Source organism: Nocardia sichangensis (assembly GCF_047200615.1).
Classification (GTDB): Bacteria; Actinomycetota; Actinomycetes; order Mycobacteriales; family Mycobacteriaceae; genus Nocardia; species Nocardia sichangensis.
In genome coordinates, this window is record NZ_JBJZOK010000001.1 from 58,808 (window position 1) to 81,638 (window position 22,831).

Below are 22,831 nucleotides of genomic sequence, written 5' to 3' on the forward strand. Positions count from 1 at the left end.
GCGGGCAACGGACACTCGGACGCGAGACTTCAGAGATCTAGCGATTGTTGTATTGGTAGAAACCCGCGCCGGTCTTCTTGCCGAGCAGTCCCGCCTCGACCATGCGCATCAGCAGCGGCGGTGCCGAGTACAGCGGCTCCTTGAACTCGCCGTACATCGAGTCGGCGATGGACTTCACGGTGTCCAGGCCGACCAGGTCGGTCAGCGCCAGCGGGCCCATCGGGTGGGCGCAGCCGAGCACCATCGCCTTGTCGACGTCCTCCTTGGTGGCGAAGCCGGACTCGACCATCCGGATCGCCGACAGCAGGTACGGCACCAGCAGCGCGTTGACAACGAAACCGGAGCGGTCGGCCGAGCGCACGACCTGCTTGCCGAGCACGTCGCCCGCGAACGCCTCGGCCCGCGCGGAGACCGACTCACTGGTCTTGAGCGTGGTGACCAGCTCGACCAGCGGCAGCACCGGGACGGGGTTGAAGAAGTGCATGCCGACCACGCGCTCGGGGTTCGCCGTGGCGACCGCGATCTTCATGATCGGGATGGAGGAGGTGTTGGAGGCCAGCACGGCCGAAGGGTCGGTGACGACCTTGTCGAGCTCGGCGAAGATGCTCGTCTTCACCTTCTCGTCCTCGAGCACCGCCTCGACCGCCAGCTGACGGTCGGCGAAGTCGCCGAGGTCGGAGGTGAACCGCAGCCGCCAGGCGGCCTGCTCGCGTTCGCGCTCGGTGATCTTGCCGCTGCTCACGCCGCGATCGAGGGACCGCAGGATGCGCGCGCGGCCCGCCGCGGCCAGTTCCCGGGTCTGCTCGTACACCAGTACGTCGACGTGCGCCCTGGCACACACCTCCGCGATTCCGGCGCCCATCTGGCCGGCGCCGATGACACCGACGCGTTGGATCTTTTCGCTGCTCACGTCCCGCTCCTGCTGGGTTGTCTGGCTCTGGGGTGGCTGGTCTGCGAAGGTGTCGCTCCGGTGTGAGCGCGCCCTTCGATGGTCCAAGGTATAGGGATGCCCTCCCCGCCGGGGCTGTTCAGCGGGGAGGGCAGTACACCCCTACCGGAGTAGAGGATTGTCGGTTTTCACGTCGGGAACCTCACTTCCCTTGGCGAGCACCAGTTGTATTTTTCGAACGGCTCAGTGGAACTGGCCCTCTTCGGTGGAGCCCTTGAGCGCCGCGGTGGAGGTGTTCGGGTCCACGGTGGTGGCGATGGTGTCGAAGTAACCCGCGCCGACCTCACGCTGGTGCTTGATGGCCGTGAAGCCACGCTCGGCGGCGGCCTTGAACTCGCGCTCCTGCAGGTCGACGAAGGCGGTCATGCCCTCGCGGGCGTAGCCGTAGGCCAGGTCGAACATGCCGTAGTTGAGCGAGTGGAAGCCGGCCAGGGTGATGAACTGGAACTTGAAGCCCATCGCGCCGAGCTCACGCTGGAACTTCGCGATGGTCGCGTCGTCCAGGTGCGCCTTCCAGTTGAAGGACGGCGAGCAGTTGTAGGCCAGCAGCTGGTCCGGGAACTCGCCACGGACGGCCTCGGCGAACTTGCGCGCGACCTCGAGGTCCGGCACGCCGGTCTCCATCCAGATGAGGTCGGCGTAGGGGGCGTAGGCCTTGGCACGCGCGATGCAGGGCTCGATGCCGTTCTTCACACCGAAGAAGCCCTCGGGGGTGCGGGTGCCGTCCAGGAACTCACGGTCGCGCTCGTCCACGTCCGAGGTGATCAGGGTGGCGGCCTCGGCGTCGGTGCGGGCGATGATCACCGACGGCACGTCGGCGACGTCGGCGGCCAGACGCGCGGAGGTCAGGGTGCGGATGTGCTGCTGGGTGGGGATCAGCACCTTGCCGCCCAGGTGGCCGCACTTCTTCTCGGAGGCCAGCTGGTCCTCCCAGTGCACACCGGCGGCGCCGGCGGCGATCATGGCCTTCTGCAGCTCGTAGGCGTTCAGCGCGCCACCGAAGCCGGCCTCGGCGTCGGCGACGATCGGGGCCAGCCAGTTCTGAACCGAGGTGTCGCCCTCGACCTTGGCGATCTCGTCGGCGCGCAGCAGCGCGTTGTTGATGCGGCGGACCACGGACGGAACCGAGTTGGCCGGGTACAGCGACTGGTCGGGGTAGGTGTGGCCGGACAGGTTCGCGTCACCGGCGACCTGCCAACCCGACAGGTAGATGGCCTTCAGGCCGGCGCGGACCTGCTGGACCGCCTGGTTGCCGGTGAGAGCGCCGAGGGAGTTGATGTAGTCCTCGTTGTTGACGAGATCCCACAGGATCTCCGAGCCGCGGCGGGCGAGGGTGGCCTCCTCGACGACCGTGCCCTGGAGCTTCGACACCTGCTCCGCGGTGTAGTTACGGGTGACGCCCTTCCAGCGCGGGTTGGTGTCCCAATCCTTCTGGATTTCCGCGGTGGTCCTCGGGGTGCCGGTGGTCGACATCTGTGACTCCACTTCCTCGTTCGGTGCTGCCGCCCGGTCGAGCTACGAAACAGCTCGTACTGCTGGAGCGGCAATTTGCAGGCTTGCTAGGCCCTTGGGGTGTACTTCCACACGATGGCACATGAAGAAATAGGCGTCTACCTGTTGTTAGTGTGAATCTGAGCTAGGTTTTCGCCCCTCTTTGCTAAGTCTGCAAAATTTGCCCTCGAATTGCAGTAGTGCAATCTACCGGCCGGTAGCTCTGACGTGGGATTTTAGCGTAACGCTCGTACTGTTAGCGATCGGCGAGCGGCCCCCTTATCCCGGCTCCGCCATTCCCAACTGTGAGGACCTTCACAGGACCACTGTGGCCTACGCCACGCGTCGATCACCGGCTCCGATCGCCCGGCTTCCTCGGTTCCGAACCCGGAGCGTGTCTCTCCGCCCGCCATGCGCGCTCCACAGCTGCCCGCCATGCGCGCTTCGGCACCCGACCATGCCCGCTTCGGCACCCCACCATGCGCCCCCAAAAGCCGTCAGTCGGATTCCTCGGACCATCCCCATAGCCGGTGTCGTCGCGCGGAGTCCGGCGTCATCCGCCCGGCCGCGACCAATGCCGCGAAGGCGGCGCGCTTGCGGGGACAGTCGTGTTCACGATGCAACTGCATCGCGCGATGAGCGTCCGCGAGCGTGAATGTTCGCCCCGGCCGGTTACACGTCCACGCCTCTGGCCAGGTCACCGACCGCAACGAACAACGGGCTCGGGTGGCCCCGCGCGCGGGGCCGGGACGGCGCGGCCGGGCGATCGGCCAGACACACGCGATCCCGACCGCGGCGAACGCGCCACCCCCGACCACGGCGAGAACGCTCTGCACTATGTGCCACACGCCCACGGCCGCTCGCCTTCCACGGCGCAGCTGTTGTCTGCGTCCGGTGTAGACAGCGCCGGCCGCGCGAGCCCGTCGAGCACCTGTTGAAAGGTCACCACGTCCGGCGTCCCCTCGAGCGCCGGTCCACGCTCGCTGTGGTCGATGGGGAAGGCGATACCGCGACGATGAGCCCGCTCTCGCGGGCTGAACTGCTGCGGCACCATCCGGCCGCTCTGCACCAACGTGCAGTAGGCGACCCACTTCCAGGCGCACTGCTCGATCCGGCAGGCACGATGACGCCGCATCTGCTGGTGCGCCACCTCGAGATCAGCGGATGCGCAGGCGCGCGGCGGAACGACGATCACGTGTCGATTCATCACGCCGCCCCTGCTCCGACCCTCGGCCCAGCCTGCGCGGACCGCGCCCAAGTGCACTGCGGGCAAACAGTTTCCAGATCGAACCCCGCGTCACAGACCAACGCGGGCCGGTTGTCCACATGCTCGAGATCGAAAACAACGATCACCTCGATCTCTAGCCCGCCCGCGATCGCGAGCACGTACCCGATCGGATCATCGACATCGACCGGTGGACGAACCGTGTAGACGTATCGGTAGCCGAGTGCGAGAGCATGCCGCTGCACTGCATCGGCATGCCGTAGTGCGTCCGAGCCGGACACGTCGTTGCGAACGAGCCCGATGGCCTTCGGCACTTCCCCGCTCACGGTCGAGCGGAGAGCCGACCCGACATTCACAAGCTGCGTATTCATCGGATACCCCCAATATCTTCGAAGCGATTCGTCTGATTTGCGGCACCGGCGTGGCTACCTCGCTCATCCCAGCCGCCTGCCGCACACCGAGTACAGCACCATCAGGCTCGAAAATGGAGTAATAACAATATGATTGGCATCGGATGGATTCACTCCAGATCAACTGGAATGATCACGTAGCACTGCTAACGAAAGGTGGGGGTTCGCATGGCAGCCCAGACGACGACTCTTCCGCGCAGACTGCTGGCTCGACGCTTGCTCGAGTTGCGCGAGCACGCCGGACTCACCAGGGACAAGGCGGCGAAGCTGTCGGAGATGAGTTCACAAACGTTGTGGCGCTTGGAGAACGGCCAAGTCGCCATGGTCAAGAAGATGGTGATCCGAGCACTGTGCGATGTGTACGACGCGATTGACGACGACCGGCAGGCGCTGCTCTGGCTGGCGGAAGAGGCACGTAAGACCGGCTGGTGGCAGTCCTACAGCGACGCGATGTTTGCCAACACAGACCTGTTCGTCGTGCTCGAACAGGCGGCCTGCCATGTCACGTCGTTTCAATTGACGTTGCTGCCAGGTTTGGTGCAGACAGCCGACTACCGACGTGCCGTCGCCAAAGCCTTCATCCCAGCGTTGACCGATGACGCGATCGAGCGGCACATAGAGTTGCTCACCAAACGACAAGCGCGCCTTCAGGAACCACCCGACCGATTCAGCCTCGACGTGAGACTGAGCGAGGCGACGTTGCGCCACCAGATCGGCGGCACTGCGGTCATGGCAGCCCAGTCCAGTCATTTGGCGGAGCTGAGCCGCTTGCCGAACGTATCCATCCGAATCGTTCCACTGAACGCCGGTTCCTACCTCGGATTGGAAGCAGGTTCCTTTGTCTTGCTGGAGTTTCCCGAACACCCGAACCCGTCGTTGACCGAGCCGCCCGTGGTCTACGTCGAGGGCTACACTGGGGCCCTGTACCTGGACAAACCCGACGAGATCGAGCAGTACCAGACCGCGCGGTCAAGTGTCGAGAGCGCGGCACTGAGCGAGGACGAGTCCCGGGCGCTGCTGGTGGCAATTGCAGAGGAGTACGGAGCGTGAGTGCCGACCTATCGACGGCGAAGTGGTTCAAAAGCAGTCGCAGCGGCACTGGCAAAGACTGCGTCGAGGTCGCACATCTCACCGGGGGCATGGTCGGTGTCCGTGACTCCAAGAACTCCACCGGCCCAGCGTTGATCTTCACGCCCTCCGATTGGGACGCCTTCACGGCAACCATCACCGATGGCGGGTTCGATTTCTCAGAGTGAGCACGCTTCCTGCTCGCCAAGACGCGGCCCGTACTTCAATATGCATTCTCGGGTACGGGCCGCTGTGCGTCGCGAGAACTCCGTAGAACTCGCACGATGAGGTCATGGACGTAGACGAAGCAGTCCGAGGTGCCCGGCTGCTGGCCGCTGATATCGAAGAATCCGTGGGGTTCTCGGCACAGATCAGCGCCGAGTACACCGAGGACTGGCGGAGATTCGGCGAGCAGTCCGGTCGCCCGGTACCGAAAGCTTGGGTGAGCATTGGAGTGCCGGACGCAGGCACCTCCGCGGCGCTCGACCCCACCAAGTCGGGCAGCGGCACGGCAGAGGGCTTCGCGATGGAGTTGGTGCGAATCCTTCAGGACGACATTCAGATTCACATACGCGAGCCGTGGCCGAAGGACCCCACTGCCAGCGGCCGGGCGCTGGAACCGACCGAGCGCGGTTGGCGAAGCCGAACGGATCCCGGCTATCTCGTGCCGTACGGCAGGCTGGGCCGCTGAGCGGGCATGCGCACGGGCATTCTCCCCAGCCTGGGCGCAGGATCAGTCCGTCTGCGGCAATGACGTAGCGAGCCGGACCAGGCTCTATCCCGCCAATGCCGTGTGGTCTGACAAGATTTCGCCGACCCGCGCGGCCCATCCGGCCGGATGCGTCAGATTCCCGTTGTGGCCGCCGGGAAATTCCATCACCGGCACGCCGCGCAGTGCCGCCAACTCGTGGGCGGCCTTGTAGTCGAAGACGTGCTGTGGGGTGGTGTGCCCGCAGGCCGGGACGACGCGCACCGGCGAGTGGCGCAAGGCCGCGACGTCGAGGTGGTCGGCGCGGATCGCGGCGAAGTCGTGCCCGAGGAAATATTCGAAATTCGCGGCGCGCTCGGGGCCGAGCGGCGGTGCGGTCACGTCGGGTTCGCGATCCTGGCTCTTCGGATCGATCCCCAGCGTCCGCACCATCGGAGCGAGCGCCGCCTGCCAGCCGAGCTCGGCGAACACCTGCTCGCAGTGTTCGAGTTCGCCCATCTGGGCGGCGCGGTCGGCGGCGGCGAGCAGCCACGGCGTGACGGGCTCGTGCGCGACGAGAGTGTGCAGCCGGTCCGGGTGCTCGACCGCCAGATGCAGTCCGATGGCCGCGCCCATGCTGCAACCGAGCATTGCCACGGGCTCGTCGGTCAACGTCGAGAGCAGGCGGCTGACATCGTCGGCGTGCATCGCAACCGAGGCGGGAGCGCCCGGATCGCGAAGGACGCTGCGGGACAGTCCGCGCCGGTCGTAAGTGACGACGGTGAAACGCCGCTCCAGATGACCGACCAGATCTTCGCTGCGCCGCGCGTCCCCCTCGCCGCTCTGCGAGATCAGAAGCATCGGGCCGCTGCCGCGAACTTCGTAGTAGAGGTCGGCTCCGGGGACTTCGAGAGTGCCGGTGGCAATCGTGTTCATGCGGACAAGGCTAATCCATCAATTCAGATACATCAAGTCTGATGCATCTGAATTGATGTAAAGTTCTCCGTCGTGGACGGAGTCGAACTGTTCCTGCTGGGCCGGACGTTGATGAAGATCGGCGAGGAGGCGTTGCCGACGGCGGGACTCAGCGGCGGACACCGCCCCGTGCTCGTCGTGTCGAGCGACATCCTCGAGCACCCGGACAGCACCGTGGGCGAGATCGCCACCCGCACCGGATTACCGCAAAGCGCGGTATCCACCGCCGTCGCCAGACTCAAGGAGGCCGGTGCGGTCACCTCGACGGTCGACCCACGCGACCGCCGCCGCACCCTCGTCCGCGCGGCCGACCAAGCCTCACCCCGAGTCGCCGAAATACGAGCAACACCCGTGGACGACGCGGTGGCAGCGGCACTGGCCGACAACGACCCGGCCGCACTACGCGAGGTGCTCGACGCGCTCACGACGCTGACCCGCCACCTCCGACCACGCGAACCCCGCGCCGACCTCTGACGCCCGCCACGAGCCCGACGGCTGCGAGCGGCACATCACCGAGAGGTCTTCTCGCGTTTCGCCACAGCATGTGCCACTCGCGACGCGTCAGGGAAGGTAGACGCAGCCGCCCATGCCGAGGTAGCTATGGATCGAGCAGATCAGATTGTTCACTGTTTTGCCCGAGCCGGAGGATGAACCAGTGCTGAGCGGGTCGGCTATCGCGGCGGGCGCGGTGGCCATGACCGGCAGTGATAGGGCGGCGGTGACCAGCACGGTGGCCGCGATTTTCTTCGTCATGTTTTTTCCTGCCGTCATGAACGCGAGAACTAGTTCCGGCACTCGTCTTCACTGTCGCCACGAAGCATATGAATGACTGAATGCCGGTGATAGCCCCCACTTTTCGCGTCTCACCTCGGCGTGCGCACCTATCGCTTTCCGGCTCTGAAAGCCAACGCTCATGTGATGGTTCGGCTACTTTGTCGCTGGGTTGCGGTCCGGGCGAACTCAAAAGGATGAAACCGGCGGGTGCACCGCGCGCCAATGTCGCGCTATGTCGATGCGGCGGGTGATCCAGACCTGGTCGTAGGACTGGATGTGGTCGAGTAGGCGTTCCAAGGCGGCGGTGCGGGCGGGGCGGCCGATGAGGCGGCAGTGCAGGCCGATCGACAGCATTTTCGGATTACCTTCCGCCCCTTCGCGGTAGAGGACGTCGAAGGCGTCGCGGACGTGTGCGAAGAATTGTTCGCCGGTGGGGAAACCGGCGGGCGAGGCGAATCGCATGTCGTTGGTGTCCAAGGTGTAGGGCACCACCAAGTGGTCGCGGTCGAGCACGCGCACCCAATAGGGCAGGTCGTCGGCATAGGAGTCGGCGTCGTAGGCGAAACCGCCGTGCTCGACCACCAGCTCTCTGGTGTTCGGCGAATCGCGGCCGGTGTACCAGCCCAGCGGCGCGGAGCCGGTCAGTTCGGTGAGGACGCGCACCGCCTCGGCCATGTGCGCACGCTCGGTGTCGCGGTCGGTGAGCTGGTAGGACTTCCAGCGCAGACCGTGGCAGGCGATCTCATGGCCAAATTCGCCGAAGGCGGCCACCGCCTCCGGGTTGCGTTGCAGAGCTCGGGCGACCGCGAAGATCGTCAGCGGCAACGCGCGCCGTTCGAAGACGCGCAGCACTCGCCACAACCCGGCGCGTGAGCCGTACTCGTAGAGCGACTCCATGCTCATGTGGCGGTTCGGAAAGGCTTCGGCGGGAGTCATTTCCGACAGGAACGTCTCGGAGAACTCGTCACCGTCGAGGACGTTGTTCTCGCCGCCCTCCTCGTAGTTGAGCACGAACTGGACCGCGATCCGCGCCTCTCCCGGCCACTGCGGGTCCGGCGGACGCGGGCCGTAGCCGACGAAGTCCCTCATCAGCGCGCCTCACGAAAACACTGCTCGGTACGCGCTGCCGATGCCCGCGTGTTCATGTGCCGAGCTCGCCCCGCAGGCGCAGCTCCACACCGTTTGGACGCCCACGCGTACATACGCCGAGCAGGCGCGGCCCGACACACTGCCGACGTTTGCCCGCTCATGCGCCGAGCTCTCCGTACAGGCGCAGTCGCGCCAGCCCGCCGTCCGGGTAGATGTCCAGCCGCACCTCCTCCACCGACGCCGCCATCGGCGCGATCGGGAACCGGTGCCTGGTGTCGGGTTGGAGCGGGGTGCGCGGCAACAACTCCAGCTCGGTGCCGTCGTTGGTGCGACCGGTCAGCCGGGCGGCGCCCGGACTGTTGCCCAGGAAGTAGGACGTATCCAGCTCGGCGAGCCGGATCAGTCCCGGCCCGGCCAGGCGGATGCGCACCCAGTCGTTGCCGTCGTCCCTGCGGCGGGCGGTCTCCCAGCCCTCACCCATGGACCGGGCCCAGCCGGGATACAGCAACTGGTTCGGCGAGCTGTAGAAGCGATTGGAGCAGTCCAGCACCAGCGCGCCGTTCTCCAGCGCGGCCAGGTCCAGCGGACCGAGGCCGAGCAGGCGGGGGTCGGGCCGTCCTTCGCCGTGCACCCGCAGCCTGGCCACGCCGCCGTCGGGGTGCATGGTGAGTTTCACATGCGTCCAGCGCTTCTCGTTCTCGACGGCGAAAGGATTGCGGTAGTCGCCCGCAATCGGCGAGCGATCGACCAGCATCACCCAATCGTCGCGTGCGGCGAGGGTTTCCGCGGGCGGATAGTCCTCGACCTCCAACGCGGACACCGAGACGGCGGGCGGGTAATTGCCCTTGAACCACGCCGTGTCCACCACGATCCCGCGGATCACGCCGGGCACGCCGAGCCGCACGATCGCGGCGTCGTCGCCGGGTTGCCCGCGGTGTCGGCGGGTCTCCCAGCCGTCGTAGATCTGTCCTTTGTGCCCGAAGTCGGACGGCCGGTACTGGGCGGGCCCCGGATTGATCAGATTCTCTTTCTCCGCGAAGAATTCGTCGTTCGCCCAGATCACCGAACCGCCCAGCGGCCGGACCGCCAGGTCCGGCAGCAGCGTGAATTCGTCGTCGTCGCCCCGGTCACGCATCGCGTCTCCTGTGTCGTGCGGGATCGTCCCGTTCGGATGGCCGATCACGGCGCCTCCGGTATCGGCGCGCGTGCCGCCAGGGCTCGCAGAACCGTCTCGGTGAGTTCCGGAGTCCCCGCGTCCGGGCGGGCACCGCAATCGATGCCACGGAGCACCGTGGCGGCCAGCGCTTCCGCGGTGGCGGGCTCGTCGACGATGTCGCCGCCGCGTCGAGCGAGGTAGTCCCGCAGGCGCGGCACCGCGACGTCGATCGCCCGGCGGAAGAAGTCGTAGGTGGCCAGCCAGCGGGTGACCAAGTGACCCGGATGCATGTCCCAGCCCTGGTAGTACCCGCGCCGCAACGCCCGGGCAACCAATCGGTGGTGGTTGCGCAGCGCGGCCTCCGGGTCGGCGTCGGGCACGATCTGGGTGGAACCATCGCATACCCACACCCCGGTCTGCGCGGCCGCGACTTGCATGACCGCCTTGGCGTAATCGGCGGCCGGGTGGTCGAGCGCCTGATCCGGTGCGGCGACCCCACAAGCGGCGGTGTAGTCGTACGTACCGAAATGCAACGCGCTGCATCGTCCTTCGGAGAGGGTGAGCATGGCGGCCACCGGCGCGGTGCCATCCGCGGCCAGGATCGCCTGCGGGCTCTCGATCTGTAGTTCGAAGCACAGGCTGCCCTCGGCGATGCCGTACCCGCGTTCCAGCCCTACGCACAGCTGCACCAGGGCGGGAACCTGCTGCGCCGCACGGATCTTCGGCACCGTGAAGACGAACCCCTCGGGCACGCCGCCCGCGCCCTCCAACACGAGGCCGAGCGTGCGCAGCGCGCGGCGACGCTCGCCGCCGCCCAAACCCTTCATCCGGATGCCGCTGCTCGCCGGGCCTCCGGGGCGCCGTGCCCAGGCAGCCAGCACCGCGCCCGCCGCCGTGGCCGCGCGGTCCTCCTCGGCGTCGGCGCGCAGGCCGTAGCCGTCCTCGAAGTCGATGCGCAGATCCTGGACCGGGTCGGCTTCCAGCCGTTTGCGCACGTCGGGAAGCGAATCGGTGCCGTCGAGAGTGGTCAGCAGATCGTGGTGGCGGTCGAGTAGTTCGACCGCGGTCGCGCCCCATTCCCCGGGAGTCTCCTCGGTGACCCGGTCGGCCGGGACGTACACGGTGTGGATCGGTTGCGAGCGACCGTTCGAGCCGGGGTATCGGCGGCGCAGCTCGGTGTCGACCGCGTCGAGCATCGCCTCGATCCGGGCGCGGACGTTCTCCGGCACCTTCGTCATCGTGATCCCTTCTCCCGCAGGGCGGCCCAGACCCGGTCCGCGGTCATCGGCAGCCCGTACAGCCGCACGCCGACCGCGTCGCGGATCGCGTTGGCCAGCGCGGGCGCGACCGGGTTGTACGGCGATTCGCTCATCGACTTGGCCCCCAACGGACCAAGCGCGTCGGACGTCTCGGCGAAGTAGACCTCCGTGCGCGGTACGTCGGCGAATTGCGGTATGTGGTAGTGCCGCAGGGTCTGCGCACCCACCACACCGTGCGCGCTGCGCATGTCCTCGTACAGCGCCGTGCCGATGGCCTGAGCCGCGCCGCCCTCGATCTGCCCGCGGCACTGCACCGGGTTGAGCACCGTCCCCGCGTCGGCGGCCTGGATCGATTGGAGGATGCGCACCGCCCCGGTGTCCGGGTGCACGGCGACGCGGAAAGCGTGCACGTTGAAGCTCACCGACCTGGGACTGCCGTCGTGCTCGGCGCGCGCGGTGAGGTCGCCTCCGGTCAGCAGTTCGGCGGCGGTGAGCAGCCGGTCGCCGCAGTGCACGCCGCCGGAGTTCAGCGCGCAGTCCCGCTCGGCGACGCCGGTCAGTTCCGCCGCCCTGGCCAGCAGAAGCCCGCGCAACGCGCACGCCGCCGCGTAAACGGCCTTGCCCGCGACCACGATGCCGGTGGAGCCGAACGCGCCGGTGTCGTGGTCCACCAGGTCGGTGTCGCCGTGCCGGACCACGATGCGGTCCACTTCGGTGTCCAGCGCGGTAGCGGCGAGCTGCGCGTGCACCGTCGTCGTTCCGTTGCCGAATTCCGCCGTGCCGACCCGGATCTCGTAGCGGCCGTCGGGCAGCAGCGCGGCCGTCGCGGTCGACCGGTGACCGCGCGGCGGGACGGTCGCGATCATCGCGGCGGCCATGCCCGTACCCACCCGCCACTCCGGGCCGGGCGCGTGCACGTCGTTGCCGCGCAGCAGCGCTCGTTCGGCGAGGTCGAGGCATTGGTCCAGGCCGTAGCTGCCGAACATGAGGTCGCTCTCGTTCACCGCGGCGCCGACGAACCGGTCGCCCGGCACTACCGCGTTGCTGCGGCGCAGTTCGAACGGGTCCATGCCGAGCGCGTGCGCGAGTTCGTCGAGAGCCGACTCCACCGCGAAGATCACCTGCCCGAGGCCGTATCCGCGGAACGCGCCGGAGGGAACGTTGTTGGTGTACACCGCCTGCGCGTCGACCCGCTTGTTGGCACAGCGGTACAGCTCCACCGACTCACCGACGCCGTGATACATCACCCCGCCGCTGTGATTGCCGTACGCGCCGGTGTCGGCGAGCACGTCGACCGCCAAGGCGGTCAGCACACCGCGCGCGTCGGCCCCCGCCGTCACCGCGACCCGCATGGGATGGCGGCAGGTCGCGGCGGTGAATTCGTCGGAGCGCGTGAACTCGTATTGCACCGGTCTGCCGGTGCGCAGCACGGCCAGCGCGATCAGGTCCTCGGCCAGCATCTCCTGTTTCGCGCCGAACCCGCCACCGACCCTGGCCGCGAATACCCGCACCTGCGCGGACGACCGGCCGAACAGGCGGCACAATTCGTCGCGGACCAGGAACGGGACCTGGGTGCTGCACCGGATGACCAGGCGTCCGGCGTCGTCCAGCCAGCCGACGCCGCCGTGTGTCTCCAAGTGCACATGCTGACCCCGCGGCGAATCCCAGACGCCGCGTACGACATGCGCCGCGGCAGCCAGACCCGCGGCGACGTCACCCACCTCGCCGTGCAGTTCGGCGACCAGGTTGCGGCCGGGATCGACGATCCGGGCCGAGGGGGGCTTGTCGCCGTGCAGTTTCGGCGCGTCGGGGCGCAGCGCGTCCTGCGGATCGAACACCGCGGGCAGGACCTCGTAGTCGACCTCCAGCAGACGGCATCCCTCGCGGGCGATCGCGACGCTGTCGGCCACCACCGCGGCCACCCGCTGCCCCACGAAGCGAACCGTGTGGTCGAGCACGTAGGTGTCGTCGGGGTCGTCGGTGCGCAGCTCGTGCCGCGCGGTGGAGAACGGCACGTCCGGCGCGTCGGCATGGGTGAGCACCGCGTGCACGCCGGGTAGTGCCTCGGCGGTGGTGGTGCCGATCGAGCGGATTCGCGCATGCGGGTGCGGGCTTCGCAGCACCGCGATGTGCAGCGGCGCGGACGGTGGCGCGGTGTCGGCGTCGCCCGGTCGCGGCAAGTCGAAGGTGTACGGCTCGCGTCCGGAAACGATGCGCGGCCCGGCCGGGGCGCACGCTCCTACGATCGCCGCGGCCGGATCCGGTGCGACGGCGGCAGGATCGTCCGGAGTGAGCTGCTCGCCCAGCGCGGCGCGGATGGCGCGGTAACCCGTGCAGCGGCAGAGGTTGCCCTTCATCAGCTCGGCGAGTTCGTCGCCCGACACGCCGGCCTGCTCGTCGGCGGCACACCCGAGCCCCGCGGCCGTGACCACCATGCCGGCGGTGCAGAACCCGCATTGGAACGCGGCGTCGGCGACGAACCGGCGCTGCACCGGGTGCGGATGCTCGGGCGTTCCGAGTCCGGCGGCGGTGGTGACAGCGCGTCCGGCGGCGCGAAAGGCGGGAAAGACGCAGGAGTGCACCGTCATTCCGTCGACCAGCACCGAGCAGGCCCCGCAATCGCCCGTGTCACAGCCCTTCTTCACCGCCAGGTTGCCGCTGTCGCGCAGCGCCGTCCGCAGGCACTGCCCCGGCCGCGCCGCGATGTCGACGGTCCTGCCGTCCACTTCGAATCGCATCAGCTTCCCCGCAGTTCCGCGGCGACCTCGTCGGCGAGCACTCCCGAGACATGCCTGCGCCACTCCGGCGACCCGTGCGGATCGTCGAACCACAACGCCGAGTCGATCGTGTGCATGGCATCGCGCATCTCGCCCTCGGAGGGCGGGGCGGCGAAGTCCAGGACGACGGGCCTGATCGTGGCGGCTGTGATCGTGACCGCGCTACGGCCACTGCCTTCCCTCCGCCCCATCACGACGGCGCCGGATCGGCCGAGCGGGGCGAGCGCGATCTTTCGAAAGCTGGTGCGGGCCAACAGACTCGAGCGCGGTAGGCGAATCGAGCGCAGCACGTCGCCGGGGCGCAGCGCCGTACGACCCGGACCGAGGACGAACTCCCGCATCGGAATCTCCCGATCGGCGCCGTCCGCGGCCCACACCAGCGCCGTTCCGTCGAGCGCCACCAGCGCGCCGAGCACCGCACCCGCGGGCAACGCCAGGCAGACGTTGCCCCCGACGGTCGCGGTGCGCCAGATCTTGTGCGAGGCCAGCAGCGCCCGGCAGGACCGGGCGAACAGCGCGGTCCCCGGCCACGGGTCGCGCAACACCCCCGTCCCCAACTCACGGCCCGGCGCGGCTCCGGCGAACTCGGCCAGGGTGCAAGTCGCGGCGATGTCCAGTCCGCCATCCACGATCTCGAACGCGGGCCACCCCAGGCCGGTGATGTCGACCAGGCGCAGCAGCTGATCCTGCGGCTCGGAGAACAGGAAGGTTCCTCCGGCGAGCACCGCGGTGGACGCACCGAGCACGGCCAGGTCTTCGCGCTCGCGAGCGACCACCACCTCGCGAATCGTGTCCAGGTCCACGTCTCACCTCGTTCCTGCCTCTCCGTCACCGTAGAGCCAGTCGGTTGCCGCCGTATTGCGCGCGACGCACGTCAGATTGCGCGGCCGTTACCTCGCCGCGCGACGGCCCCCGCGACCGGGAAACCGTCCCGGCCGAGCGCTTACGCGGGCGTGCCGTCCACGACACCACGGCTCGCGCCCGCCTACCGGCCGTCCGAGCCGACACTGCTTCAGTATTGCTCGTCCGGCCTGACCAGGCACGACACCCCGCCCAGATCAGCGTGACGATTCTCCTCGACGAACGGCTGGGCGACGATATCGCCACCGCACCCGGCATTCCCGCCACGCCCAACTACGCGGCTGGGCGAGAGTGCCGCGCGCCGCGGCACCAACTCCCGGCCCGGCCACACCGACAGCACCGCCCGGTTCCCGATGCTGCTCGCGGCACAGTAAGGCAGGTGGGCGAACTCCCCCGGCCCGCGTCCCCGCCTCGACCGGCACAGGCCGTCCGCCGACAGCACCGGCTGCCGGTAGGCCGATCCCGCACTCCGGCAGGGCCGGCGGCGGCTGCTCCGCGCGAGTCGCTCACCCCGCCTTCGCGAGCAGCTTCGCCTGCGCCCGTGCCACCTCGGCGGCGACCACGTCGGTGTCGACCGTCCGCACCTCGCCGTCGCGCACCACCTCGCGCCCGTTCACCAGCAGCGCCGCCAGCGGTGGAGGCGAGCCGAGCACCAGTGCGGTCACCGGATCCGCGATCCCGGCGTGCGCGGCGGTGTCCAGCCGCCACAGCGCCAGGTCCGCCAGCTTGCCGACCTCGATCGAACCGATGTCGGCGGCGCGGCCGAGCACCCGCGCGCCGCCCATGGTGGCCAGTTCCAGCGCGGTGCGCACGGTCATCGCGTGCGGGCCGCCCCGATTGCGCGCCCACAGCAAGGCGTGGCGCGGCTCCTCGATCATCGAACCGGCCTCGTTGCTCGCCGCGCCGTCCACGCCGAGCCCCACCGCAACGCCCGCGCGGACCAGGTCGGCCACGCGGGCGATGCCCGCGCCGAGCCGCGCGTTCGACGTGGGGCAGTGCGCCACGCCGGTACCGGTCTCCGCGAGGGCGGCGAGCGCGTCGTCGTCCAGGTGGACGGCGTGCGCGTACCAGACGTCCGGACCGAACCAGTCCAGCCGCTGCAGGTACCGCGCGGGCGTACAGCCGAAAGTCGCCAGGCAATAGTCCTGCTCGTCGATGGTCTCGGCGAGGTGGGTGTGCAGCCGGACCCCGAGCTCGCGGGCCAGCGCCGCCGACTCGCGCAGCAGGTCGGGGGTGACCGAGAAGGGCGAACACGGCGCGAGCGCGATCCGCAGCATGGCGTCGGACGACGGGTCGTGCCACCGCGCGACGGCCTCCGCGCTCGCGGCGAGGATGTCGTCCAGGCGTTCCACCAGGTGATCGGGCGGCAGGCCGCCCGCGCTCGCGCCCAGATCCATCGAGCCGCGACAGGGATGGAACCGCAGGCCCACCCGCGCCGCCGCGGCGATCTCGGCGGCGAGCGGGTCACCGCCGTCGCGCGGGAACACGTAGTGGTGATCGGTGGTGGTGGTGCACCCGGTGCGCGCGAGAGTGGCGAGCGCACCGGTGGCGGCCACGCGCACCCCGTCCTCGTCGATGCCCGCCCAGACCGGGTAGAGCGTGGTGAGCCATTCGAACAGCGTGTGGTCGGTGGCCAGGCCGCGGGTGATCCATTGGTAGAGGTGCTGGTGGGTGTTCACCAACCCGGGCGTCAGCAGGCAGCCGCGCCCGTCGACGTGCCGCGCGTCCGCGCCGAGGTCCGGCGGATCCCCCGCGCCGACCGCGTCGATCCGGTTGCCCCGCACGACGACGTACCCTCGGGCGTACTCGGTCCCCTGGGCGTCGACGGTCGCGACGGCGCAGTCCGCGATGACGGTCACCTGCTCCACGCGGGACCCGCTTCCGGCGCGTCGGCCCGCGCAACGGTGGCGTGGATCAGCCCGTAGGGGCGGTCGTCGGCGTGGTAGACCTCCCCGTGGTTCTCGATGCCGAAGCGGCCCAAGTCGTAGTCGAAGTGATGCTTGTTCGGGGCCGCGAGCCGGATCTCGGCCAGCACCGGATACGCGGTCAGCGCGGCCTTGCCCATCTCGAACAGCGTCTGCTGCAACGCCTTCGAATGCAGCGTCGCGAAGGTCTCCACCAGCCGCGCCCGCACGCCGGTGTAGACCTCGTCCCAGTCGATGCCCGCGCTGCTCGCGAAACGCCATTCGGCGATCAGTGACGTGGCCAGCATTCGATCACGGGTCGGGGCGAGCACGGTGAACTCGTCGTTCAGGAAGTCGGCGAACTCCGAGCCGGTCGACTTGAGGATGGTCAGGTCCTTCACCCCGCCGACGACCCAGGCCCGCCGCTCGGCGCCCTTCCCCGCCACGGTGACCGCCGCGGTGCGCACTTCCGGTCCCTGCCGCACCCAGGTGTGATCATGTTCCACACCGTCGACCGTCACGCGCTGCCAGGCGTACTCGTCGACCTCGATACGCGCGCTGCGCACCGGTTCGATCTCGGCGACGAAATGATCGGCCAGCGCGAGCGCGTAGTCCTCGATGGCCCGCAGCCCGGGCCGTTTCGCGAAGGCATAGGCCGTCTGCTTCTGTGAGTCGGTGGGCAGGACCTTCGCCTGGTCGCCCGCGACGTACGCGGCGGCGAAATCGCCGCGCAGCACCGTGGACACGTTCACGTCGCGAATCTCGTGCCGTGCGCTCTGCCGGTGGATCCGGACGACCCGGTTCTCCGCCTTCCCGTATCGGTGGTCGGTCAGCACGATGGGCCCGGTCAGTTCCATGCTCAGCTCCCTCGATAGGTGGAAAAGGCGAAGGGCGACAACAGCAATGGGACGTGATAGCGCCGTTCCTCCGTCACGGCGAACGCGATGCTCACCTCGGGATAGAAGGTTTCCACCCCCTGACCCGCGAAGTAGGCGCCGGTGTCGAAGACCAGCCGATAGGTTCCGGCTTCGAGCGCTTCGCCCAATGCCCGGATTCGCCCGTCCGCGCCCGTTTCGCCCGAATCGAGCTGCCGCTCCTGCTGGTACAACGTCACCGTGACGCCCGCGGCGGGCACGCCGCGCACCGCGTCCAGCACATGCGTGCTCAGCGTGCTCATGACAGCTCCGCCAGCAGCGCCCGCAGCCGGATCCGATTGATCTTGCCCAATTCTGTTCGCACGACCTGCCTTTCGGTCTCGGGATCATTGCGTAACCGGGCAGTGAGCAGCGCGAGCAGCTCCTCACCCGACTTTCCGCTCGCACACACCAGGTAGATGTGCCCGAACCGTTCCTCATAAGCGCGGTTGCCCTCGGCGAGCGCCGCGCGTACCGCGTCGGCCGCACCCGCCACTCCGGCCTGCTCCCGTGCCGAAGCGGCGGAGTGCGGTCGTTCGCCGATCCTGGGGTGACCTGCCAGGGCCGAGTCGAGCTCGGACTCCGGCAGCCGTGCCAACGCTCCGTCCGCCGCATCGAGCAGCGCCTCGACGCTCCGGTACGGACGGCCCGCGACCAGCGACCGCGCGAACTCCGGCGACGAGCAGCAGCCGAGCGCCGCCCGGTAGGCCGCGTCGGCGGACAGCGCGTCGAACGCCGCGATACCGCGTCGCTGATCCGTCATCGGACCAGCATCGAATACGACCGGACGAGCCGCCACCGGAAGCGGAGGGATCGCCTTCGGCGTGTCGCTCCGGAACCACGCCTGAGCACCGGTTTCCCATCATGCGGCGCAGACCGGCCGGTATTACCTTTGAGGCATGGCCGACCCTGATCGCCCCGCCGTCGCACCCTGCGCGGGCGTCGTGCTCGCCGCGGGCGCCGGAACCCGCTACGGAAAACCCAAAGTGCTCGCCGAGGACGGCGCCTGGCTGCGGTCCACGGTCGCCGCGCTGCGCGGCGGAGGTTGCGACCCGGTCATCGTGGTCCTCGGCGCGACCGGCCCGACGCCGGGGATCGTCGACCTGCCGCCGGGCGTACGGCACGTCTGGGCGGCGGACTGGGCGACCGGACTGAGCGCATCGCTACGGGCGGGCCTGATCGCCGCGGCCGGCACCCCCGCGCGCTACGCCGCGATCATGCCGGTGGACACCCCCGATGTCGGCGCCGACGCGGTCGCCCGGGTGCTCGCCGCCGCGCTCGCGGCACCCAGCGGTCTGGCACGCGCTGTGTTCCACGACACACCTGGACACCCTGTTGTTATAGCCCACAAGCACTGGAATGCGGTTTGTGGGTCGGCTGCAGGAGATTCCGGCGCCCGCACCTATTTGACCGGCAGAAACGATATGGTGTGCGTCACGTGCGACGATTTGGCGACGGGCGTCGATCGTGACTTCCCGGCCACGACCGCACGGTGATCGGAGCTAGCTGATGCGGGACATCGTCGACGACCTGTTGCGGGTGTGGTACTCGGGCCGGACCGGCGGACTCGGCACCATCGTGCGCACCGTGGGCGCCGCGCCCTTACCGGTGGGCTCGGCGATGCTGGTCGACCCGGACGGGGGCGTCTACGGATCGGTCGCCGCGGGCGGGCTGGAGGACATCGCCTACGAGTCCGTGCTCCAGGCCGCGCGGACCGGCCGCCGCGCGATGCACCGTTTCGGCGTGGCCGGCGGCGTGGACGGGGGCGCGCACGGCGAGGGGATGATGGACGTCTTCACCGAACCGTTCTCTCGAAGACACTTCCCGGAGTTCCCGGAGGTCGCCGCCGAGATCGCGGCGCACCGCAGGGTCACCGTCTTCACGGTGGTGTGGAACTCCGATGCCGACCTGATCGGCCAGCACCTGATCACCGACAAGCGGCACGCCACCGAATTGGTCGCGCTACCCGATTCCGATGTCTTCGTCGCCTCGTTCGCTCCGCCGCCGCGCCTGATCATCTTCGGCGCCAATTCCTTCGCCGCCGCACTCACCGTGCAGGCCAGGTTGCTCGGTTACCGAGTGACCATCTGCGACTCTCGCCCCAATTTCGCTACGCCGGAATCGTTTCCCGGCGCCGAGGTCGTGGTCGACTGGCCGCACCGCTACCTCAACATCCTCTCCTCGGCAGGTGAAATCGACAGCAGCACGGCCATAGTCGTGCTGTCGCACGATCCCACCTTCGAAATTCCACTACTCACCGTGGCGCTGCGACTACCCGAGGTCGGCTATCTCGGCGCCATGGGGTCACGCCAGGTGCACATCCGGCGCATGGAGGACCTGCGCGCAGGCGGTTTCGGCGAGGAGACGCTGTCGCGGCTGCACTCGCCCGCGGGATTCGACATCGGCGCACGCACCGCGCCCGAGATGGCCGTCGCGATCGCGGCCGAACTGCTGGCCGCCCGCGCCGCGCAGCCGGTGCGAGCGGTCGATCCGTACAGCGGCGAAATCCCGATCACGCCGAAAACCGCTGTGGGTCTCTGATCATTTCAGGCCGGGGTGCTCGGCATACACCTCGCGCAATACGGACAGGTCGAACAGTTGCGCGGCCTTGATGTCTATTTTCGCGGCACGCAGCGCGGCGATGTTCTGTTCGATCAGGGCGTCGGTCATCGAGAGCAGTCCGCCCGTGGCGGTATCCGCCGAAACGACTAGATCGTTCTGCGCGACAGCCTCTTTCGTCTGCTCGGCGAGATCGAGCTTCTGATCCTTGCCGTACACCCCGACCGCGAGCCGGGCCGCTTCGGCCGGATCGGCCACCGCGTCCTTCCAGCCCTTGATCTCGGCGGCCAGGAACGCTTTCAACTTGTCGCGCTCTTTGTCGATGGTGGACTGCGCGACCGTGAGCGTCTCCGCGACCAGCGGCAGGTTGAAGTCGGCGAACAAGAAGTGGGTGTTCTGAAAGCCCTTTGCCGCCAGCGTGATCGGTTCGTTCGTCACATAGCTGACCCATCCGTCGACCTCTCCGTTGGCCAGCGGGGTCGGGTCGAATTGGGCGGGCACGACGGTGACATCGCCCGGCTTCAGCCCGTTGGCGGTGAGCAGCGCGTTGAAGATCAACTGGTTGGTGTCCTGCACACCGATCTTGCGGCCCTTCATGTCCTCGGGCGTCTTGATCGGTTTCGCCGCGGAGGACACGATCGCGAACGGGTTCTTCTGATACGTGGTGGCGACGATCTTGGCGGGCAGGCCCTCCAGGATCGCGGGTGCGGTGGTCTGCGGCGCGGACAGGCCCAGCCACACCTTCCCGGTATCCAATCCGGCCTCTACCGACGTGCTGGCCGCGCCGCCCGCGATCAAGTCGACCGAGCCGAAACCCGCCTCCTTGAAATAGCCTTTCGAGTCGGCGAAGTATTCGCCCGCGAATTCGATGTTCTTCAGCCAGGAAAGCTGCACCGCGACGCCGCCGTATTTCGATCCGTCCGCGATGGTGCCGCCCGGCGAATCACCGGAGCTCCCTCCGCAGGCGGCCAGTGCGCCCGCACCGCCGAGCGCGGCGCCGGCGAATGCGGAGTAACGGAGGAAGGAGCGTCGGTTCAGGTGCCCGAACGTGGAGCGGTGCGCGGGTGTCATGGGCCGAATCTAAGCGCAGTGCGTTTCATTTTCTTTACTTTGGCGTTCCGAGCGAGGAATTCGGTTCGGTCAGAGTCGTCCCGCTTCCGGTCCGAACCGGGCCAGCACCAGGTTCTCCACGACACCGACGATCGCGTAGAGCGCCACCGAGACCAGCGTGACGATGACGATCGATGCCCACAACTTGCTGTACTGGAACGTGGGGATCGCCCGGATCAAGCCGGCGCCCAGGCCGGTGCCGCTGCCGAGCCACTCACCGAGCAACGCGCCGATCAGCGCACCCGGCACCGAGATCCGCGCGGCGGCGAACACCGAGGGCAGCGCCGCGGGCACGGCCACCATGCGCAGCCCGGTCCACCGCGATCCGCCGTACGCGGCCACCAGTTCCAGCGCCTGCCGCGGCGCGTTGCGCAATCCCGCCATGATCATGACCAGCGCGGGGAAGAACACCACGATCGCGGCGAGCACCGCGACCCCGGCCTGGCCGCGGCCGAACACCAGCACGATGATCGGCGTGAGCGCCACCAGCGGAACCGAGCGCAGCAGCATCGCCACCGGCAGGAAGGTCTGCTCGATCGCGGCGAACGACACGAACAGCGCGGCGACCACCAACGCGGCGAGCATGCCCGCGCCGAACCCGAGCGCCGCGTCACGCAGCGTGATCTGCAGGTCGTCCAGGATCGCCTGCCGCGCGGTCGCGGCGTTGGGCGCCGTCACCAAGTAGGTCCAGATATCGCCGGGCGTCTTGCCCACCCGCGGGCCGACCTGCGGAAACGCTTTCAGGAAGACGTACCAGATCACCAGCATCAGCACCAGCGATGTGCACAGCGGGAAAAGGAAGATCCCGATCCGTCGCAGCAGATTCATCGGACCTCCCCCGTGACCTGGTGCAGCGCAACGCGCGTGGAGATCTTCATCACGCCTCCCGGACGGTCCAGGGCGCGGCCAGGCGGGCGGCCAGCGCCACCAGCGCGTAGCCGAGTCCGGCCAGCGCGGCGGCCGCCAGCGCCATGCCCCAGGTGCGTGGCACGTTGTAGGAGGTCTGGGCGGCGGTCAGCGCCACCCCGATGCCGCTGTCCACGCCACCGAGGTACTCGCCGATGATCGCGCCGAGCACGGCCGACGGCGCGGCGATCTTCAACGCCGCGAACGTGCTCGGCAGCGCCGAGATCGCCTGCACCCGGTACAACTGCTGCCAGCGTCCGCCGCCGTAGGCGCGCACCAGCTCCAGGCTGGTCCGGTCGGCCGAGCGCAACCCGGCGACGGTGCCGACCATAGTGGTGAAGAAGCAGTACATCGCGGCAAGGAAGACCGTCGGGGTGCGTCCGCCGAACACCACAAGGATGATCGGGCCCAGCGCGAGCAGCGGAGTGCAATAGCTCAGGATCGCCAACTGGGTCGCCAGCGACTCGATCGGCGGGACCAGCACGATCAGGACGGCCAGGGCGATGGCCAGGCCGTTGCCCCAGACGAATCCCTGCAGCGCGCCGAGCGCGGTGATCCGGAAATTAGGGCCGTACAGGCCCCATCCGTCGGAGTACATGGTGTGCAGCACCTGCCAGGGACTCGGTATGGTGCCGCCCGCTACCTCGAACGCCGCGAGCGCCCACCACACCGCGACCAGCCCCAGCACGCCGAGCACGCCGCCGAAGCGCTTCACG

25 protein-coding genes are annotated in these 22,831 nt (G+C 68.6%); 6 read left to right on the forward strand and 19 right to left on the reverse strand.

Annotated elements, in window-relative coordinates; translation table 11 throughout:
- Positions 1-37: 37 nt before the first annotated feature.
- From ACL03I_RS00325 to ACL03I_RS00345, 5 genes are all read right to left on the reverse strand, one after another.
- The gene (locus ACL03I_RS00325) at positions 38-910 is read right to left on the reverse strand and encodes a 3-hydroxybutyryl-CoA dehydrogenase (protein WP_355071840.1); all 873 of its coding nucleotides are present in this window, start codon (positions 908-910) and stop codon (positions 38-40) included.
- A 222-nt stretch (positions 911-1,132) separates the two neighbouring features.
- Positions 1,133-2,422 carry an isocitrate lyase gene (gene aceA / locus ACL03I_RS00330; protein WP_355071838.1) on the reverse strand — a complete coding sequence of 430 codons (1,290 nt, stop codon included), beginning with the start codon at positions 2,420-2,422 and terminating at the stop codon, positions 1,133-1,135.
- A gap of 515 nt (positions 2,423-2,937) precedes the next feature.
- On the reverse strand, positions 2,938-3,069 hold the full coding sequence (locus tag ACL03I_RS00335; RefSeq protein WP_355071836.1) for a hypothetical protein: 132 nt from the start codon (positions 3,067-3,069) through the stop codon (positions 2,938-2,940).
- Positions 3,070-3,275: 206 nt separating this feature from the next.
- Complete coding sequence (locus ACL03I_RS00340; protein WP_355071835.1) at positions 3,276-3,647, reverse strand: hypothetical protein; 372 nt, start codon at positions 3,645-3,647, stop codon at positions 3,276-3,278.
- Positions 3,647-4,036 (reverse strand): hypothetical protein, encoded by a 390-nt coding sequence (locus tag ACL03I_RS00345; protein WP_412804846.1) that lies wholly within the window; start codon positions 4,034-4,036, stop codon positions 3,647-3,649. The genes ACL03I_RS00340 and ACL03I_RS00345 overlap by 1 nt, the downstream gene beginning before the upstream one ends.
- A 255-nt stretch (positions 4,037-4,291) precedes the next feature.
- Between ACL03I_RS00345 and ACL03I_RS00350 the strand changes: the two genes are divergently transcribed.
- The 3 genes from ACL03I_RS00350 (at position 4,292) to ACL03I_RS00360 (ending at position 5,834) form a co-directional block, all read left to right on the forward strand.
- Positions 4,292-5,125, forward strand: coding sequence for a helix-turn-helix domain-containing protein (locus ACL03I_RS00350; protein WP_412804847.1), 834 nt, complete (start codon positions 4,292-4,294; stop codon positions 5,123-5,125).
- On the forward strand, positions 5,122-5,331 hold the full coding sequence (locus tag ACL03I_RS00355) for a DUF397 domain-containing protein (protein WP_397279632.1): 210 nt from the start codon (positions 5,122-5,124) through the stop codon (positions 5,329-5,331). Before ACL03I_RS00350 ends, ACL03I_RS00355 begins: the two co-directional genes overlap by 4 nt.
- Before the next feature lie 104 nt (positions 5,332-5,435).
- Positions 5,436-5,834 carry a hypothetical protein gene (locus ACL03I_RS00360; protein ID WP_412804848.1) on the forward strand — a complete coding sequence of 133 codons (399 nt, stop codon included), beginning with the start codon at positions 5,436-5,438 and terminating at the stop codon, positions 5,832-5,834.
- Between the two features lie 84 nt (positions 5,835-5,918).
- Here ACL03I_RS00360 and ACL03I_RS00365 read toward each other — a convergent pair whose 3' ends face one another.
- The gene (locus ACL03I_RS00365; protein ID WP_412804849.1) at positions 5,919-6,767 is read right to left on the reverse strand and encodes an alpha/beta hydrolase; all 849 of its coding nucleotides are present in this window, start codon (positions 6,765-6,767) and stop codon (positions 5,919-5,921) included.
- 72 nt (positions 6,768-6,839) lie between these two features.
- Here ACL03I_RS00365 and ACL03I_RS00370 point away from each other — a divergent pair, with 72 nt between their 5' ends.
- Positions 6,840-7,280 (forward strand): MarR family winged helix-turn-helix transcriptional regulator, encoded by a 441-nt coding sequence (locus ACL03I_RS00370; protein ID WP_412804850.1) that lies wholly within the window; start codon positions 6,840-6,842, stop codon positions 7,278-7,280.
- 87 nt (positions 7,281-7,367) lie between these two features.
- Here ACL03I_RS00370 and ACL03I_RS00375 read toward each other — a convergent pair whose 3' ends face one another.
- The 10 genes from ACL03I_RS00375 to uraD form a co-directional block, all read right to left on the reverse strand.
- Positions 7,368-7,559, reverse strand: a complete 192-nt coding sequence (locus tag ACL03I_RS00375) for a hypothetical protein (RefSeq protein WP_412804851.1) — start codon at positions 7,557-7,559, stop codon at positions 7,368-7,370.
- A gap of 207 nt (positions 7,560-7,766) precedes the next feature.
- Positions 7,767-8,669: an allantoinase PuuE gene (puuE, locus tag ACL03I_RS00380; protein WP_412804852.1), complete on the reverse strand. Its 903-nt coding sequence runs from the start codon at positions 8,667-8,669 to the stop codon at positions 7,767-7,769.
- A 157-nt stretch (positions 8,670-8,826) separates the two neighbouring features.
- A complete protein-coding gene (gene alc / locus ACL03I_RS00385) occupies positions 8,827-9,804 on the reverse strand; it encodes an allantoicase (protein WP_412804853.1) in 978 nt (325 codons plus the stop codon).
- 44 nt (positions 9,805-9,848) lie between these two features.
- A complete protein-coding gene (locus ACL03I_RS00390) occupies positions 9,849-11,063 on the reverse strand; it encodes a DUF6986 family protein (protein WP_355071819.1) in 1,215 nt (404 codons plus the stop codon).
- Positions 11,060-13,822, reverse strand: a complete 2,763-nt coding sequence (locus ACL03I_RS00395) for a molybdopterin-dependent oxidoreductase (RefSeq protein WP_412804854.1) — start codon at positions 13,820-13,822, stop codon at positions 11,060-11,062. The genes ACL03I_RS00390 and ACL03I_RS00395 overlap by 4 nt, the downstream gene beginning before the upstream one ends.
- Positions 13,822-14,664 (reverse strand): FAD binding domain-containing protein, encoded by an 843-nt coding sequence (locus tag ACL03I_RS00400; protein ID WP_356962653.1) that lies wholly within the window; start codon positions 14,662-14,664, stop codon positions 13,822-13,824. The genes ACL03I_RS00395 and ACL03I_RS00400 overlap by 1 nt, the downstream gene beginning before the upstream one ends.
- Before the next feature lie 564 nt (positions 14,665-15,228).
- Positions 15,229-16,590 carry an 8-oxoguanine deaminase gene (locus ACL03I_RS00405; RefSeq protein ID WP_412804855.1) on the reverse strand — a complete coding sequence of 454 codons (1,362 nt, stop codon included), beginning with the start codon at positions 16,588-16,590 and terminating at the stop codon, positions 15,229-15,231.
- Positions 16,578-17,483 (reverse strand): factor-independent urate hydroxylase, encoded by a 906-nt coding sequence (gene pucL, locus ACL03I_RS00410; protein ID WP_412804856.1) that lies wholly within the window; start codon positions 17,481-17,483, stop codon positions 16,578-16,580. The genes ACL03I_RS00405 and pucL overlap by 13 nt, the downstream gene beginning before the upstream one ends.
- 2 nt (positions 17,484-17,485) lie before the next feature.
- On the reverse strand, positions 17,486-17,803 hold the full coding sequence (uraH, locus tag ACL03I_RS00415) for a hydroxyisourate hydrolase (protein ID WP_355071813.1): 318 nt from the start codon (positions 17,801-17,803) through the stop codon (positions 17,486-17,488).
- On the reverse strand, positions 17,800-18,303 hold the full coding sequence (uraD, locus tag ACL03I_RS00420) for a 2-oxo-4-hydroxy-4-carboxy-5-ureidoimidazoline decarboxylase (protein ID WP_355071811.1): 504 nt from the start codon (positions 18,301-18,303) through the stop codon (positions 17,800-17,802). Before uraD ends, uraH begins: the two co-directional genes overlap by 4 nt.
- 136 nt (positions 18,304-18,439) lie before the next feature.
- On the opposite strand from uraD, the gene ACL03I_RS00425 reads away from it, so the two are divergent.
- Positions 18,440-19,036 (forward strand): nucleotidyltransferase family protein, encoded by a 597-nt coding sequence (locus ACL03I_RS00425; protein ID WP_355071810.1) that lies wholly within the window; start codon positions 18,440-18,442, stop codon positions 19,034-19,036.
- Between the two features lie 13 nt (positions 19,037-19,049).
- Entirely contained in the window at positions 19,050-20,081 is a 1,032-nt protein-coding gene (locus tag ACL03I_RS00430) for an XdhC family protein (RefSeq protein WP_355071809.1), read from the forward strand.
- On the opposite strand, the gene ACL03I_RS00435 is transcribed toward ACL03I_RS00430, so the two are convergent.
- The 3 genes from ACL03I_RS00435 to ACL03I_RS00445 all read right to left on the reverse strand — a co-directional run bounded on the left by ACL03I_RS00435 (position 20,082) and on the right by ACL03I_RS00445 (position 22,830).
- Positions 20,082-21,170 carry an ABC transporter substrate-binding protein gene (locus ACL03I_RS00435; protein ID WP_412804857.1) on the reverse strand — a complete coding sequence of 363 codons (1,089 nt, stop codon included), beginning with the start codon at positions 21,168-21,170 and terminating at the stop codon, positions 20,082-20,084.
- Positions 21,171-21,239: 69 nt separating this feature from the next.
- The gene (locus tag ACL03I_RS00440; RefSeq protein WP_355071806.1) at positions 21,240-22,037 is read right to left on the reverse strand and encodes an ABC transporter permease; all 798 of its coding nucleotides are present in this window, start codon (positions 22,035-22,037) and stop codon (positions 21,240-21,242) included.
- 49 nt (positions 22,038-22,086) lie between these two features.
- Entirely contained in the window at positions 22,087-22,830 is a 744-nt protein-coding gene (locus ACL03I_RS00445) for an ABC transporter permease (protein WP_412804858.1), read from the reverse strand.
- Position 22,831 lies beyond the last annotated feature (1 nt).